Origin of the sequence: Flavitalea sp. (assembly GCF_035489435.1) — a bacterium.
Taxonomy (GTDB): domain Bacteria; phylum Bacteroidota; class Bacteroidia; order Chitinophagales; family Chitinophagaceae; genus DATHKG01.
On record NZ_DATHKG010000148.1, the window covers coordinates 26,947 to 44,657 of the forward strand.

Annotated in this window: 11 protein-coding genes; 8 read left to right on the forward strand and 3 right to left on the reverse strand. The window is 40.4% G+C overall.

Annotated features, from left to right (window positions below; translation table 11 throughout):
* Positions 1-110 precede the first annotated feature (110 nt).
* The 3 genes from VK664_RS22955 (at position 111) to VK664_RS22965 (ending at position 1,965) form a co-directional block, all read left to right on the forward strand.
* A complete protein-coding gene (locus VK664_RS22955) occupies positions 111-602 on the forward strand; it encodes a hypothetical protein (protein ID WP_461401050.1) in 492 nt (163 codons plus the stop codon).
* A 163-nt stretch (positions 603-765) separates the two neighbouring features.
* The gene (locus VK664_RS22960) at positions 766-1,410 is read left to right on the forward strand and encodes a C40 family peptidase (RefSeq protein WP_461401051.1); all 645 of its coding nucleotides are present in this window, start codon (positions 766-768) and stop codon (positions 1,408-1,410) included.
* A gap of 54 nt (positions 1,411-1,464) precedes the next feature.
* Positions 1,465-1,965, forward strand: coding sequence for a GNAT family N-acetyltransferase (locus VK664_RS22965; RefSeq protein ID WP_461401052.1), 501 nt, complete (start codon positions 1,465-1,467; stop codon positions 1,963-1,965).
* Here the strand turns inward: VK664_RS22965 and VK664_RS22970 are convergent, their stop codons facing one another.
* Both VK664_RS22970 and VK664_RS22975 read right to left on the reverse strand, forming a co-directional pair.
* On the reverse strand, positions 1,966-3,471 hold the full coding sequence (locus tag VK664_RS22970) for a lipopolysaccharide biosynthesis protein (protein ID WP_461401053.1): 1,506 nt from the start codon (positions 3,469-3,471) through the stop codon (positions 1,966-1,968). It lies immediately after the preceding gene.
* A 57-nt stretch (positions 3,472-3,528) separates the two neighbouring features.
* Positions 3,529-5,238: a M1 family metallopeptidase gene (locus VK664_RS22975; RefSeq protein WP_461401054.1), complete on the reverse strand. Its 1,710-nt coding sequence runs from the start codon at positions 5,236-5,238 to the stop codon at positions 3,529-3,531.
* Between the two features lie 115 nt (positions 5,239-5,353).
* Here VK664_RS22975 and VK664_RS22980 point away from each other — a divergent pair, with 115 nt between their 5' ends.
* The 4 genes from VK664_RS22980 to VK664_RS22995 all read left to right on the forward strand — a co-directional run bounded on the left by VK664_RS22980 (position 5,354) and on the right by VK664_RS22995 (position 14,272).
* Positions 5,354-6,898: an ABC transporter substrate-binding protein gene (locus VK664_RS22980; protein WP_461401055.1), complete on the forward strand. Its 1,545-nt coding sequence runs from the start codon at positions 5,354-5,356 to the stop codon at positions 6,896-6,898.
* Between the two features lie 26 nt (positions 6,899-6,924).
* Positions 6,925-9,309: an ABC transporter permease gene (locus tag VK664_RS22985; RefSeq protein WP_461401056.1), complete on the forward strand. Its 2,385-nt coding sequence runs from the start codon at positions 6,925-6,927 to the stop codon at positions 9,307-9,309.
* A gap of 148 nt (positions 9,310-9,457) precedes the next feature.
* The gene (locus tag VK664_RS22990) at positions 9,458-11,821 is read left to right on the forward strand and encodes an ABC transporter permease (protein WP_461401057.1); all 2,364 of its coding nucleotides are present in this window, start codon (positions 9,458-9,460) and stop codon (positions 11,819-11,821) included.
* 36 nt (positions 11,822-11,857) lie between these two features.
* Positions 11,858-14,272, forward strand: coding sequence for an ABC transporter permease (locus tag VK664_RS22995; RefSeq protein ID WP_461401058.1), 2,415 nt, complete (start codon positions 11,858-11,860; stop codon positions 14,270-14,272).
* Positions 14,273-14,505: 233 nt separating this feature from the next.
* Here VK664_RS22995 and msrA read toward each other — a convergent pair whose 3' ends face one another.
* Positions 14,506-15,174, reverse strand: a complete 669-nt coding sequence (gene msrA, locus VK664_RS23000) for a peptide-methionine (S)-S-oxide reductase MsrA (protein WP_461401059.1) — start codon at positions 15,172-15,174, stop codon at positions 14,506-14,508.
* Positions 15,175-15,445: 271 nt separating this feature from the next.
* Here msrA and VK664_RS23005 point away from each other — a divergent pair, with 271 nt between their 5' ends.
* The gene (locus tag VK664_RS23005; RefSeq protein ID WP_461401060.1) at positions 15,446-17,566 is read left to right on the forward strand and encodes an endonuclease MutS2; all 2,121 of its coding nucleotides are present in this window, start codon (positions 15,446-15,448) and stop codon (positions 17,564-17,566) included.
* Positions 17,567-17,711: the final 145 nt, after the last annotated feature.

A 17,711-nucleotide genomic window follows, 5' to 3' on the forward strand; every position in this document is an offset into this window, starting at 1 on the left:
GAATTATGAATTATGAGTTATGAAACCATAGTTATGAATGGGAGTGGCCCGGGTTTTGTAAAATTTAATAAACAAAAAGTTCACTCAATATTTAGATAAATATTAAGATTATGAAAATACCATCTTCTATTATCAGCGGGTTTAGTGGTGCCATTGCGCTCACCTTTCTGCACCAGGTGTTCAGGAAAACAGTAAAAAATGCTCCACGTATGGATAGGCTGGGAGAGCAGGCCATTCAAAAAATCATTGGATCAACAGGGCATGATATGCCATCAAAAGACAGTTTGTTTCAGCTTACCATGGCTGGTGATATAGCTGGTAACGCAATGTATTATTCGATGGTTGGAGGATTGCCGGTGAACCCCGTTGTTACAGGTGCTACCCTTGGCTTTGCGGCAGGAGTGGGCGCCCTGTTATTGCCGGAGCCTTTAGGACTGGATGAAAAATATAGTAACGCCACGACCAAAACGCAGATACTCACTATAGCAATATACCTTGCGGGAGGTATTGTAGCCGGACTTGTGCAAAGACAACTTCAGAAAAAGAAAACTTTAGTAGAAAAGATACGAGAAGAAATACCAGAAGCACTTGCTGTTCATTAAATCCCATAGTGAACCTCATTTGAGGTAAATCCCATAGTCGACCTCATTTGAGGTCTATGAGCTGTTTTCATTTGAGTGTACAAGCAATAAGGCATGTTTTTTGACCGTTTTAACAAAGCGATCATTTAACTTTGCCGCTATTTTTGGGACTAAATAAATGCTTTTGAAAAATCTGGCCTTGGTATTTGGGATTGTTGTTATTGCGGGATGCTCATCTTCAAAAAAAGCTAAATCGTCAACATCCGGCGAAACAACTCAGCCTGTTGTTCGTTTAAAGCAACCCAAATATTCAGATGATGATGGACCTTCAGCGGCACCCAGGAAGACAGTAAAAAAAGGCCCTTCTCCCGGCGACAATTCCCGCGGCGAAAAATCAGAAAAATCCTTTGGCCAGCTTCAGTTTAAATATGCGATTTTACTGGATGTACCTGTAGAAGAAGTAGACGATGAAAAATTGTTTTCCTTCATTGACTCCTGGTACGGTACTCCTTACCGTTATGGAGGCTTTTCTAAGGATGGAGTAGATTGTTCCGGGTTCACCCAGGCGCTGATGTCAAATATCTACCAGTTAAATCTGCCACGCATTTCGGCTGAACAATACAATCAATCTAAAAGAATTTCGAAGAAAGAATTGAGAGAAGGTGATCTTGTATTCTTCAAGACCAATGGCAGTAGTATTTCTCATGTTGGTGTTTATCTCCGGAACAATAAATTTGTGCATGCTTCTACCTCAGGTGGTGTGATGATCAATGACCTGGGTGATGATTATTTCGCAAGAAGATTTGCTGGTTCGGGGAGAGTACGATAGTGCTCCTGGTTTTGCAGGATGCATGTGTACTGGTATTTGTTTTTAACTTGATTTATGGAACCTTTTCATATCAGACCATACGATAAATACGATGCGGATGCCTGCGTTCAATGCTTTCAAAGCAACATTCCTACCTTTTTTACTGAATTGGAGACAAAGGACTATCGCAGATGGTTAAACGAGGTGTGGAATGCTGTTTCCGGCACCCCCCCGGATGAGGCACTTAGTTATTATGTAATCCTGTCTCATGACCAGGTAGTTGGCTGCGGGGGATTTGCCATTGATAAAGAAAAAAAACAGGTTGTTTTTGCCTGGGGTCTTGTACATAACAGGCATCATAAAAAAGGTTTTGGAAAAGCCTTGTCGCTATACAGAATAAATATAATAGAAGGTGAATATCCGGATTTTGATATCGTGTTGGACACTACACAGCATACTTACGGATTCTTTGAAAGGCTTGGATTCAGAACTGAGTTGATCACGCCGGATTTTTATGCGAAGGGTCTGGATAGATATGATATGCGCCGGCCAGCCTCCTGCAAATCTTCAATTTAATTATTGACCTATACCTATTTTCTTTTTGATCGTAGCCCAGACAGGCAAGATATCCGGGGACAGGTTCATCAACAATATTCCGCTAATATAGATTGTCATAAAGACGCTGCTTCTCAGTACTATCCAGCCAAACCCGATTTTATCGTGAAACAGGTAATGACTAACCACGTATGCTGCGCCCGAAAGTATAAGGGTTAAAAAACTCTTGCTGTTAAATGGCTGCATATTGTATTTCTTCAGGAGAAAAGCATATCGTATGCCATTATAAATTGAGAAGCCGATCAGGTTAGCAATTGCCGGTCCTATAACGCCCATCGTTTTTGTAAGAAAATAATTAATGGGAAGCGTTAAGGTTAACAAAATTATTCCCGTAAAGAATTCAAAACGCCATTGAGTAGAAGTTCCGATGATCTGTGCATTTACCCCGGTGCCCATGTCCAATATGCGCATGAGCCCAATAAAAAGAAAAACATTTTTTGCATCAAGATATTCCTTTTTCAAGCCGAAAGTAAAAATGCCATCCGTGAAGTTGAGCCAGATAAGGACAAACATGCCAGAAGCAAAAATCAACTGGTTAATAGAAGAACTATGATAAATTCTTTTGATCTTATCAAAATTTTTATCTTTCCACGCTTTTGAAAGTGGCGCAATCGACGCTGAGATGACACCACGTTGAGGCGCCTGTATCAGGCTGGCAATGTTTTGAGCAAGTGTATACACACCAGCATAAGCAAGACCATTCGGCATTATATAAGCTATAACCAACGTGTCAAATACATTTGAAATATTGAAAATCAGCCCGCCACCCCATACGAATCCTATCAGCGTGAGTATTTTTTTTCTGAATTTAACGGTGACTTTGCTGGGCCGGAACGTGAAATGAACACGTTTAGTTGCCAGAAGATAGATCATTAATATCGCTGCGATTGCGAGATAAGTAAACGCATATAGCTTTATGAATAAATCGAATGAAGAAATAATATTTGCGAAGGATAGTATAATCAGTATGGTTAACAAGAACCGCCAGACTACCTCTCTTAAGAAATTTGTTAATATGGTTTTCTTTAATTGCCAGGCAAATGCTTCCAATACAGAATAAATTGTCAGGCCAAAACCAAAAGGGAAAAGATAATGGTAGTACTTAACTATTTCAGGGGAAGTACGGATATAACCTGCTACGATAAAGTTTTTAAAAATAATGCCGTTAATCATTACAATAAGAAATCCCATGAAGCTTGTAAGCAGCGCCCAGGTCATCATGTCATTTCTGGCGGGTGCGGTATTTTCATTGTAATAAGGGTAGAATTTATGAATATAGGTCTGCATGCCAAGATTCGCAAAGGAAAACATGACATTTCCTATCGCGATGAATATTCCCGTCAGACCATATTGTTCCTGGGTAAATCCGCCTTCTCTTGCAAACAAATAAGTATTCAGAAAACCCAGTGCAAAACCGAAGTAAACCACGAATGATGAAATAATACTTTGCCTTCGGATATCACTCATGGGCTGGGATAGTTGTTATGCTACTTTTATTAGACGCTTTTTATGGGTATTCTTCTATCAGTAAACGCTTTTAGCGTCCACTTTTTTTGAAGTTACATACATATTCGGATCCGTTGTGATTCCATTGATAAACTCAGGTCCGAGTTTACCTGTTTGCCAATCAGGGGAAGGTATTATCCATTGTGTTTTTCCTTCTCCGATAATTTTTACCGGCATATTGAAACCTTTCACACAGTTGGTCCAGCGATAGGTAATTATCTGTTTGTCTATAGTATATTCCAGTACCGGAATTTGTGTTGTTCTGAGGTATTGATCAAACACCTTTGAAAAGTTTTTGCCAGCTTGTTTACTGATATACGCTTCAATGTCTTTTGTATCAACGGTCTTATGATAAAATTCAGCATTCAGTCCACGCAGAATTAATCTGAACCTTTCATCGTTATCAATAATCTGACGGATGGTGTGCAGCATGTTTGCACCCTTATAGTACATGTCTCCGGAACCTTCCTGTTGAACACCATATTTACCGATAATGGGAATATCGTTATCCATGTGATTGCGGGTGCCGATCACGTATTCATTCCCGGCGGCTACTCCAAATTCGCTGGTGGTATACAGGGTTTCAGAATATGCCGTAAATCCTTCATGGATCCACATGTCTGCAATATCGTTGGAAGTGATGTTATTTGCGAACCACTCATGCCCGCTTTCATGTATAATGATAAAATCCCATTTAAGGCCCTCGCCGGTGCCTGAAAGATCCTTACCGAGATAACCATTTTTATATTGGTTACCATAGGCCACAGCAGACTGATGTTCCATGCCAAGATGTGGTGATTCAACCAGTTTAAATCCATCTTCATAAAATGGATAAGGTCCGAACCAATATTCAAAACTCTTTAACATTTTTGGAACCTGGGTAAATTGGGCCTTCGCCTTTTCAAGGTTTTCTGCTAGCACCCAATAATCGCAATCCAGCTTGCCTTTTTCACCTTTGTATATTTCACCGAAATGAACATATTTCCCGATATACGGGATGATATTATAATTATTTATAGGATTTACCACTTCCCAGGTGTAGATAGCAAGTTTGCCTTTTTTTGTTTGCGATTTTAGTCTGCCATTGCCAACAGCGACCAAAGTATCCGGAACAATCATCGTAAGGCTGGCACCTTTATCAGGCTCATCACTTTGGTGATCTTTGCAGGGATACCATACACTCGCACCGAGACCCTGGCAGGCAACGCTCATCCAGGGAGCGCCGTTTTTATCTTTTTTCCAGATCCATCCACCATCCCAGGGTGGCATTTTTGCTTCTTTGGGTTTTCCATGAAAATACACCCGTATAATAAAAGATTTTGATGTCAGTTCGTTTTCAAAATCAACAAACCAGGCATTCCCGTCGCGCTTATAATTTAGCTTAGCCTGCGATGCATTTGTTTCGTTTACATAGATGATACTGTCTATCTCCATGGGCACCTGCAGATCAAGTTGTAAAGTTTTCCCTGGTTTTAATACTGTAGCGCTTATCTGTGAGTAACCGCTGATTTCCTTTTTGAGATAATCAGGTTTTACTTCAATATCATATCTCAATACATTCCACCAGGCTCGTTCGGGGCCTATGGAACCTCGCAGTGTATCCTGGCGCGTAAAACTGTTCTTTTTATTCAGGGGTTGGCTAAATAGTGCTGATGAAAAGGGTAGTTGCAGGATTACCAAAAATATAACTGCCGGAACATAAATATGATTACTATTTTTAAACCGCATAAGCCTCGTTCAAATTGATATGATAAATTGGGTGAAAGGTATAATTAATTCTTTTTTTGTCTTGACTTTTTGTTCTGTGTTCATATCATGTGTTGACAGGCAAAATGAAGAGAAAATGGTTTTTCGGTATAACGAGCAAACCGGGATAGCATCTTTGGACCCCGCATTTGCAAAAAACCAGTCAATCATGTGGGCGGTTCACCAGGTATTCAATACTTTGGTTGAGACCAGCCAGGATCTTAATATCGGACCATCACTTGCATATCGTTGGGATGTTTCGGAAGACCGGCGAACTTATGTTTTTCATTTGCGGCCAGACGTTTATTTCCACGACAATGAAGTTTTCCCAGGCGGTAAGGGTCGGAAGATGATTGCATCAGATATTGTTTATAGCCTGCAAAGGATCATGGATCCGGCAACTGCGAGTAGCGGGGCATGGATATTCAATAACAGGGTTGATAAACTAAGTGGTTTTCAGGCTCTTGACGATTCTACTTTCCGCTTAACTTTATTGCGTCCATTCACTCCTATATTGGGTTTGTTGAGTATGCAATATTGCTCTGTTGTGCCAAGAGAAGTGGTTGAGAAATGGCGTAAGGATTTTCGTAGTCATCCCTGTGGCACGGGGCCGTTTAAACTGAAGTCCTGGGAAGAAGGACAGGTGATGGTGCTTCTGAAAAACGAAAATTATTTTGAAATTGACAGCGCAGGTAATCGACTGCCATATCTCGACGCTATCAAGACTACTTTTTATGACAATAAAGCCACCGAATTTCTATTATTCAGACAGGGAGAACTTGATTTTACAAATGACCTGGATGCTTCATTTAAAGATGAAGTGTTAAGCAAAAATGGAATTTTAAAAAAAGAGTGGGAGGGAAAGATCCGGCTTTCAAAACATCCTTATCTCAATACAGAATACCTGGGTATCATGGTTGATAGTTCGGGTGAATTCGGACGAAACTCTCCTTTGCGTTCGAAAAAATTGAGACAGGCAATGAATTATGGCATCGACCGAAGGAAGATGATGCTTTATCTACGTAATTCGATCGGTATCCCAGCAGAGGCCGGTTTTATTCCCGCCGGTTTACCGGCTTATGATACCACCATTGTGAGAGGTTATCGTTATAACCCGGAAAAAGCACGCAGGCTATTGAGCGAAGCTGGTTACCCTGGCGGACGCGGACTGCCCCAGGTTCGGTTACTCACGGTTCCTATATATTCTGATCTTGGTAGTTTTATCGCAAAACAACTGGAAGAAGTTGGAATTGATGTGCAGGTAGAAGTGATTCAGAAAAGTTTGTTGCTTGAACAGACGGCGAAATCACAGGCTTTGTTTTTCCGTGGTAGCTGGATAGCTGATTATCCCGAAGCCGAAAATTACCTGAGTGTTTTCTATGGTAAAAACCCTGCACCTCCAAACTATACCCGGTACAACAATCCTGCTTTTAATACATTGTATGAACTTGCGCTCGAAGAAAACAATGATAGTTTAAGGAATAAACTATACCAGCAGATGGACCAGATGGTGATTGATGATGCCCCGGTAATACCACTTTGGTATGATGAGGTGATAAGATTAGTTCAGATGAATGTGAAAGGATTTGAACCGAATGGTTTGAATTTGCTTGAGCTGAGATATGCGAGGATTGAGAAATGAGCGTTTTCAAAAACAAATAATGCCATATGCCGGTTAAGACACTAAAAATTACATTTCGTGGGATTTTGCGAAATAAAACTGCTTCATTAATTAATATCGGAGGCCTGGCTTTTGCAATGTCTGTCTGTATTTTAATCGGTTTATGGATAATCCGTGAATTAAATTACGACAAGGTTCATGAGAACTTTGAAACGATTGCAAAAGTCCGGCAGAACATTAAGGTAAACAACAATATTGTAACTGATAAAGTTGTTCCGTTACCACTTGCAGATGAACTCCGCTCCGTTTATAAACCCTATTTTAAGCACATTATCAGATCATCTCACAGGATGACCCATGTATTGTCTTTTGAAGGAAAGGCATTTAATCAACAGGGTGTATTCATGGAACCGGAAGCCCCGATTATGTTCAGTCTTACAATGATAAAAGGGTCATTGTATGGGTTAAAGGATCCGAATTCCATTTTACTTACCGCTTCTGCAGCTGAAGCTTTTTTCGGATCTGAGGACCCAATGGATAAGATTTTGTTTATCGATAATAATATTGAAGTTAAAGTAACAGGGATATACGAAGACCTTCCATCAAATTCAACATTTGCAAATGTAAAATTCATTTCGCCGTTTTCGTTATACCTGGCACATGAGAAATGGCTGACCCCAATTATGCACAACTGGGATAAAAGCCCGGTACAAACTTATGTGCAGATTGCCAGAAATCAAAACATGGAAAAAGTTTCCCGGTTAATAAAACACCTTGTTGCCCAAAAAAATAATTCAAATCCTAAAAAAGATTATCCCGAAATATTCCTTGAGCCGATGAATAAATGGCATTTATATGCTGACTACAAAAACGGGATGATCAACGGGGGAAAGATCCGATACGTCCGGATGTTTGCAATTATTGGCTTCTTTATTTTAATTCTTGCTTGCATAAATTTCATGAATCTGACTACTGCGCGTTCAAGGAAAAAGGCACTGGAAGTTGGTATTCGCAAAACCATCGGATCGCACCGTTATCAGCTTATTGCAAAATTCTATCTTGAGTCGTTTATCATTGTTCTGCTTGCTCTTGCCTTTGCTATTCTAATAGTCGTTAGTTTCCTGCCCGTATTTAATACCGCAATGGCTACTAATCTGGCTGTTCCATGGACCAGTGTATTGTTTTGGTTCTTTTGTTTTATTGTTGTTCTGACTACCGGATTTCTTGCTGGCAGTTATCCGGCTCTATATCTGTCATCCTTTAAACCTATAAAAGTTTTGAAGGGTGAGTTTAAGGCAGGCAAATCTTCAACAATTCCGCGTAAAGTGTTGGTCGTATTCCAGTTTTCTATTTGTATTTGTCTGCTGTTTGCAACAATCATGATTTCACGCCAGATACAGTTTGGAAAAAACAGGCCGATTGGCTATGACCCGGATAAGTTATTGCAGGTTTACCTGCCAGCGAAGGACATTTCGCAACATTTCAACGCTTTTCAGAACGAACTATATAATACGCAAAAAGTAGAAAGCGTAGCAATGTCTGAAAGCACCGTAACCGATGTATGGGGAACGGATAATGCATTGGAATGGAAAAATAAGGACCCTGAACTTGTTGTTGATTTTCCGAATACTGGTGTTTCGGTTGAATATGGAAAAACGATGCGTTGGCAGTTCCTGGATGGAAGGGATTTTTCAAAGAACTATGCTTCAGATTCAGCTGGTTTTATATTGAATGAGGCCGCGGTCAGGTTCATGGGCCTGAATAACCCGGTTGGAGAAATAATAAGATGGCATGGAAAACCATTTACTGTAATTGGAGTTATAAAGGACATTGTTGTTGAATCTCCTTTTTTGCCGGTAAGACCTTCGATATATTGTATGGCCCGTGGCTATGATAATTTCCTTTTTATAAGGATAAAAGAAACAGCAGATAATGTTACAACCGTAAATGAAATTGCAAAAGTTTTTAAAAAATTCACATCCTCACAGCCGTTTGATTTTAGATTTGTGGAGGATGAATACAATAAAAAGTTTTTTGACGAATCCCAAATCAATAAACTATCAAAATTATTTTCGGGTCTTGCCATTTTAATCAGCGCGCTTGGATTGTTTGGGTTAACTACTTTTATTGCAGAACAACGCAGTAAAGAAATTGGACTTCGAAAAGTGCTTGGCGCATCCATATTTAATTTGTGGGTGTTGCTGACTTCAGAGTTTGTGTTACTGGTGTTACTATCATGTTTCGTAGCTGCGCCGGTTGCCTGGCTTTATGTAAACAGCTGGCTCCGGCAATTCGAATATCGTACGACCATTGAGTGGCCGATCTTTATTTTGGTCGGTTTCGGTTGTTTATTAGTTACGATTTTGACTGTCAGTTTTAAAGCTATCAAAGCAGCCAGTATGAATCCTGTAAATACTTTAAAATCAGAATAGTGAACTGCACAATGTCCGTTTTCACCCAGATAAATGTCTCGTAACCGAACAGTTTCGTAGTTTTGTGACTGTATTAATCTATTAGAGATCAACATCTTATGATTTTGGCATAGCCTTTCGTGAATTTGTTCAACAATCAAATCCATCTATGCTTACAAATTATCTGTTGGTAGCTATCCGTAATATCCGCCGTAACATTACCTATTCATTTATCAATGTTTTTGGATTAAGCCTCGGTGTTGCTTCCTGTTTGTTGATATTTCTGCTCGTAAGAAATGAGCTGAGCTATGATAGCTTTCATCAAAAAGCAGATCGCACATACCGGGTAACAATGAACGCGCTGGATTTTAATCCTAGTGTATCCATGGTCGTTACCCACAATCTTCGTACAGCTTTCCCCGAGCTTGAGCATGTATCCCAATTCTGGTTCCAACAGGAAGGAATGGTGAAGGTCGGCGAGAATCGCTACACTGAAAAAGCATTTGCTTTTGGCGACGACCAGTTCATGAAAATATTTGATTATGAGTGGCTGGCCGGTGATCCTCAATCAGCTTTATCCGGGCCAAATGCTGTTGTGCTCACTGAGTCAATGGCACGGAAATATTTTGGTGATAATGACCCCATGGGAAAAGTATTAAATGTTCAAAATGAGCTGGATCTGAAAGTAACCGGCTTAATAAAGGACCTGCCCGGGAACACGCATCTGCCATTCAATTTTATTATCTCTTTCGAAAGTATCAGGAAGAGACTTAATGTTGAAAACAGGCATTTTTATAATATCAACGGTGGCTATACTTATATCGTAATTCCCAAAAATTATTCTGCTGAAAAGTTGCAGAAACAATTGCCCGCATTTGTTGAAAAAACCTGGGGTAAGGATATCGCCAAGGAAGCAAAATTGATACTGCAGCCAATGAAAGATATCCATTTTGACCAGCGATATCTGCATACTGCATTTAGTCCGACCACATCAAGGGAAACATATTATACACTTGGCGCTGTTGCATTCCTGATTATTATCATCGCCTGTATAAACTTTATTAACCTCGCAACGGCCCAGGCAATACGAAGAGCAAAGGAAGTAGGAGTAAGAAAGGTGCTGGGTGCAAAAAGACAACAACTAATCGGTCAGTGCCTGGGCGAAACCAGCCTGTTGGTGATGCTGTCTGTTATTATAGGCACCCTGGCTGCCTGGTTAATGTTGCCGCAGATCAATTCATGGCTGGATGTAAAAATCGCTTCTTCGCAGTTAGGAAACAGTTCTGTACTAGGTCTTATAGCTTTGTTGATAGTTTCTGTAATCTTATTGGCGGGCCTGTATCCGGCTTTTGTGCAGTCTGCGTTTGCACCAATTAAAACCCTGAAAGCAACATCAGCCATTTCGCTAAAAGGACTAACGCTTCGCAAGGGCCTTGTGGTGGTACAATTTGCGATTTCTCAAATTTTAATAGTGGGCACACTGGTAGTTGCGCTCCAGATGGATTTTTTTAAGAACCAGGATCTCGGGTTTGATAAAGAGGCAGTCATCAATTTCCGTATTTTTGGCAATGACAAGAGGGACGTACTGGGTGAAAAACTTTCGGCTATACCTGCTGTCACCAATTTCAGTTTTTCTTCCGGGGCACCCATTTATAATAACTCCTTTGCTCCTTTCTCTTCAGAAGAGCTGGGGGTTCCTAAGGACGATGTAACCGAACTAAAATTCATAGACGAAAAGTATATGGACATGTTCCGGTTAAAATTACTTGCAGGGCAAAAAGTGAGTAAAAAAGCTGTGGGAGATACCATTGCAAATGTTGTGGTTAATGAAACCCTGATCCATAAACTTGGCATCCAGGATCCGCAACAGGCAATCGGAAAGCATTTTAAACAATCGGGTCAGTATTCTACCATCATCGGTGTGGTACAGGATTTTCAAAGTGAATCAAAACATAAACTGAGAAGACCCTGTGTACTGGTTTATGATACTAATGGATTTTATTCGGTCAGTGTAAAACTACAATCACCCCAGCTGCGTCAATCTATTGAAAGAATTGAGAAAGAATGGTCTGCTCTTTTTCCGGAAAGACTTTTCCAATATGAATTTTTGGATGATAAGATAGCCGCATCTTACAGGCAGGAAGAAAAAGTTTATACTGCATTTAAATTGTTTTCTTCTATTGCTATATTAATTGGATGCCTGGGTTTATATGGGCTTATTGCTTTTGCTGCGGCTCAACGGACCAAAGAGGTCGGTATCCGTAAGGTGTTGGGTGCATCTATCTTTAATATAGTGTCATTGTTTGCCAAAGAATCGGCCATACTTATTTTAATTGCATTTGTTATAGCAGCTCCTGTTGCTTATTACGTGATGCATAGCTGGCTTGAGAACTTTGCATACCAGGTAAGTTTTGGATTAAAAATATTCCTGATGGCGATTGGTGTTTCATTCTTCATTGCAGCGCTCACAATTGCTTACCAGGCTATCAAGGCTGCAGTCGCGAATCCGGTAAGGAGTTTAAGGTCTGAGTAGCTGCGGTAATAAAGATTTTAAGTTAAAACACACAATATGTTCAAAAATTATTTTCAAATAGCATTGCGAAATATCCGGAAGGATAAGATGTTATCGTCAGTAAATATCCTGGGTCTTTCCCTCGGCATTGCATGCGCACTGATCATAATATTTCATGTAAAGGAAGAAGTTTCTTATGATAAGAGTTTTGCGCAATCTGATCGTATTTTCAGGGTAACACAGGAGGGTCTGGGAAAAGATACCCGTCATTGGGCCGCGACTGCACCACCTCTTGCAGCGGCTTTAAAGCAAGGGTTTCATGAAATAGAACAAACTGCGCGGCTTCACAGGCCTTACCCTTACCAGGTATTTAGTTATAGTCCAACAGGAGGCGAAACAAAAAGATTTGAAGAGAAAGGTGGTTTTTTCGCTGATTCAAACATTCAGAACATTTTTAATTTTGAATATATTAGTGGGGATCCGAAGACTTCCCTTTCACAAAAAAATACAATTATCCTAACCGAGAAAACAGCAAGGCGTTATTTTGGAAATGAAAATGCTATTGGAAAAATAATCAACGATCAAAGAGGCCAAATCCCGTTGACTGTAACAGGGGTAGTGAAAGATTTTGCTAATCCTACTCACTTACAGTTTGATTATTTGCTTTCGATGGGTACAATAGAAAATTACCTCGATAAGGAATCATTGGAAAGACTTACCTGGAACGGATTTTACACTTATGTGTTACTAAAGGACCAGGGCCGGAAGGCCCAGGTTGAATCCAGGTTTCCGGATTTTATGTTGAAGTTTTACGGGCCTACAGGCGAAACAAACAACGAGATCCTGACAAGCAGGAAATTACACCTGCAGCCTATTACTGATATTCATCTTCGCTCAAAGCTGGAAAAGGAAATGAATGCAAACAGCGACCTGACTTATGTTTACATTTTTTCGGTTGCTGCATTTTTTATCCTGTTAATAGCCGTCGTAAATTTTATCAATATTTTTACAGCGCACGCACTTAAACGTGTAAAAGAAGTTGGCGTTCGTAAGGTGATTGGAGCATCCCGCCAACAGATTATTACACAATTCATGGGCGAATCTTTTCTGATTACTTTGATTGCAACGATTATCGGATTGTTGCTTTTCAAAATAAGTATCCCCTTTTACAATGATATCACGGGGAAAGAATTTGATATCCGGGAATTAACCACAGTTCCCTATTTTGGAATTATTATTTCACTGGTGCTATTGATCTCATTGGCCGCGGGCATTTTCCCTGCTTTGTCCATCAGTAATTTTAAGACCATCAATTCACTCAAAGGAGGAAAAAACAATGCAACTCCTGTAAATACTTTGCGGAAGACTCTTATTGTATTCCAGTTTGTAGTAGCAGTTTTCATGATCTTTAGTACCATCGTAATATACAGGCAGATTCGCCTGTTTCATAATAAAGATCTTGGCTTCGATAGGGAACATACTTTGGCAGTTACGATGTATGAAGAGATGTGGAAAAACTTCGTACCCCTTATAGACTTTATTGAAAGTGATAAAAGCATTAAGGGGTATGCAAGAACTTCAACTTTACCTGGTGAAAGATTTAGTATGCAATCATTTGAAACGATAGGTAGCGAGGCTAATGTCGCAATCGAACAATCGACGAGAATATTGTGGTCGGACCACAGGATGCTGTCAACCCTTGGTATATCAATAAAAAGTGGCAGAAATTTCAACAACCAGTTTCCAAACATCAGATCCCAGGAATTTATAATAAATGAAACAGCCGCGAAGACGCTTCATTTGAGCTCCCCCATTGGCGCAACAGTTGTTCTTGGCAAAGATACAGGTAGCATTGTTGGTGTTGTTAATGACTTCAATTTTGCATCGCTTCACTCACCGGTGGAACCATTGGTTATCCAATATAATCCATACCAGGCAAATTATCTGTTGGTAAAAGTTGAAGGTGAAAGAATTAAACAGGTGTTGCAATCCCTCGAATCTAAACTAAAACAGCTTTCCCCTTCGAGCCAGTTTACTTATGTATTTATAGATGATAAACTTAACAGGCTATACGAAACCGAAAACCGGATGAGTGAAATATTCAAAGTTTTTGCAGGGTTTGCAATTCTTATTTCCTGTCTTGGATTATTTGGTCTGTCTGCATATTCAGCGCGATTCCGGTTCAAGGAAGTCGGTATTAGAAAGGTATTGGGAGCTTCGGTTTATAATGTAACGTTTTTGCTTACCAACGAATTCATCCGGCTGGTACTACTTGCAACCGTAATTTCATGGCCGGTGGCCTGGTGGATCATGAGTAGATGGCTTGACAGTTTTGCTTATAGAATTACAATAGATACCTGGATCTTTGTTTACTCGGGTGTTTTTGCAATTGGCGTAGCTTTCTTTACAGTAAGTATCCAGGCGATAAAAGCAGCAAGAGTAAATCCTACCAGAAGTTTAAAATCCGAATAACTAAAATCCGAATAACTAAATCCGACTAATTAAAATCCGACTAACTAGAATCCGACTAATTCAAATGATAACAAATGCAGGTGTGATAAGAACTGGAAAAGGTTGCTAACCCGGAAGTAGCAACCTTTTTATTTACTCATGAGACTGAAAAACGAATTGATTTAAGCCGGATCGGGATTCTGCTTTACGAGAATCGGAATTTCGTAATGTATATCAATCAAATCGCTCAACGATTAATGTTTGATCTTGTCTTTAAACACCTTCTGAAACTTCTCCATCTTCGGCCTGATTACAAAATTACAATATGGCTGAGATCCGTTTTGATTATAATAATTCTGATGATAATTCTCCGCTGCGTAAAAGGCAGAAGCCGGGGTTACTTCCGTGACTATTTTATTGCTGAATGCTCCACTCTTGTCGAGATCAGTTTTGTATTTTTCTGCTTTTTGTTTCTGTTCGGCATTATGATAAAAAACGGCAGATCTGTATTGCGTTCCCACATCATTGCCCTGCCTGTTCAAAGTGGTCGGATCATGTGTTTCCCAAAAAACTTCCAGTAATTCGTCGAAACTGATCTTTGCCGGATCATAAATCATTTGTATTACTTCGGCATGTCCGGTAGTTCCTTCGCAAACTTGTTCGTAGCTTGGATTTTTTACATGACCGCCACTATAACCTGAGGTTACTTTCAGCACCCCATCCAATTGTTGAAAAATGGCTTCTGTGCACCAGAAGCAGCCCGTTCCAAAGGTTGCGGTATCGGTTTTGATCCCTGAGAAATTTTCTGAAGCCGTTACAGCCGTCGATAGCTTTGTGCTCATGCCTGGATTTGAATTTTCGTTTTGCGTACAGGAGAACAGCGCCAAAACCGGTGCAAGAATTCCTGTTAAAATAATATTCATCTTATTTTTCATTTTTTTAGCATCATTCATTAGTATCATTCAGACGCATAACTTAAACAGTAAAAGCTTCTTACGGGTTGTGAGTATTAATCTATTTATCGAACTATTAACAGAGATACGAAATTTTTCCAGATACAGTTCGAACTGCGTTATTACTGATTCTTTATTCACCCCAGGGGTCAGTACATGATGGAGCCCAGGCAAAATCACGATCACCTTTTACGCCGGATTTTTGTAACTTCGCACGCAAAAAAAGGACGAATTTAAGATGATCAGAGCTTTCCCGGACTCGGCATTGGTGCAACTGGAATTTGATAAAATTAAGGCTTTGCTTGAAGCACATTGCCAGACGGAGTATGCAAAATCCAAAAGTCTCTCACTGCGCATTCACACACGAAAAGAGTTTATCGAACTCGAATTAAATCAAACCAACGAATTCAAAATAATCGTACAAAACGGGCAGTATTTTCCGCTCGACTATATTCTGAATCTATCAAAAGAGCTTAAAATGCTTGGCATTCCGGGGGCACTGCTTACTGGTGATCAGTTTATAGATATCAGGAAGCTGGCCGAAAACACTCAAAGCATATTTCGTTGGTTCGATAATGAAAAAAGGATCGCTTATCCCGCACTTGCAGATGTTATCAAGGACACATATTACGAGAAACTGATTATACACGAGATCGACCTGGTATTGGATGAAAGCGGGCAGGTAAAAGACAATGCCTCTGATGATCTTTCACGTATCCGTATGAGCCTATACCGTCGGAGGAATGAACTGCGCCGCACTTTTGACAAGATCATTCAAAAACTAGGCAAGCTGGGTTATATAGCTGATATAGAAGAGGCTTTTTTGAATGGACGTCGGGTTGTTGCCGTATTTGCCGAACAGAAAAGACAGGTTAAAGGCATACTTCATGGCGAAAGCGATACCCGGAAAACCGCTTTTATCGAGCCGGAAGAAACCATCGAACTGAACAATGAAATCTATTCACTGGAAAGCGATGAAAGCCGCGAAGTATACCGCATTCTTCGGGAGCTGACTTCAAAACTATCCCGTTTTGCTGATCTTTTAAAGGCATATCATAATGTACTTGGAGAATATGATTTCATAAAAGCAAAGGCGAAACTTGGATTTGACATGAACGGAAATCTTCCACGTTTGCTTGATAAGTCGCATATACATCTTGTTGCTGCTTATCATCCGCTTCTGCTTCTTTACAACAAGAAATCAGGAAAACCAACCTATCCGGTCAATCTTACCCTGGATGAGAAAAGCCGTATCCTGGTAATTTCAGGCCCTAATGCGGGTGGTAAGACTGTGACCCTGAAAACAGTGGGTTTACTGCAACTGATGGTTCAGAGCGGGCTGCTTGTGCCCGTCCAGGACCATTCCGAAATGGGTATTTTCAAGCAGATCATGATTCATATCGGGGACACCCAGAGTCTCGAATTTGAATTATCTACCTATAGTTCTCACCTGAAAAACATGAAGTATTTCATGGAAACAGCAAACGGGAGGACATTGTTTTTTATCGATGAGTTGGGAAGTGGTAGTGATCCTAACCTTGGGGGCGCCTTTGCAGAGGTTATCCTGGAAGAGCTTGTAAAAAAACATTCTTATGGAATTGTGACCACCCACTATCTGAACCTGAAGGTAATGGCAAACAAAACGCCGGGGATCGTGAACGGCGCCATGGCATTTGATGAAAAAAATCTGTTGCCGATGTACCGGTTGATTATCGGGAAACCAGGAAGTTCATATACATTTTCCATTGCAGAAAGAATTGGTCTCGATCCCAAGTTGATAAGCCGGGCCCGGGCGCTTGTGGAAGAGGATCATTTCCGTTTAGATAAACTGCTTAACACGACTGAACAGGATCTGCAGACTATCGATAAGGAAAAAAAGGAACTGCAGAAACAGGTTAAGGAAAACGAGCGTCTGCGTAAGGAGATGGAAGTCTATATCAACAAAGAAAAACACAATCAACAGGTGGAGCTGCTTCGTCATCAAAACAAAATCACGGAGGATCGGCTGGCCTATCTGAAAGATATGGAGCGGAAACTGAAGCAGATAGTTTTTGACTGGCGGAAAGCTTCGGGACAGGATAAAAAAGACGAACTGATCAAACAGCTCCAGATGCTGCTGTTTAAACAAAAACAACAGCAATCCACCGATAAGGCCCAGAAAAAAATTAGTTCAAAATACGAGCAGTCAGAGGCCGATATCCTGGTAGGGCAGAAGGTGCTGATGAAAAAGAATCACCAGGTAGGGGAGGTTATTGAAATAAAAGGACGCAAGGCCGTGGTGAAATTGGGGCTGATCCCGATAACAGTGGACTTAGGTGACCTGGTAGCGGTGAATGAAAAGTCCGCGCAAACGGAACCGTGAAAAAAGTTGTGAGTGGTGAGTCTTCGATCGGTTTCATCGATATCACCTTATTAATAACTTTGTGAAAAAGCCACATGCAGTGATACCATTTACCCCAATGGACCTTTTGAGTTCACTGGTGAGTCTGGTACTGTATGGCCCTTTT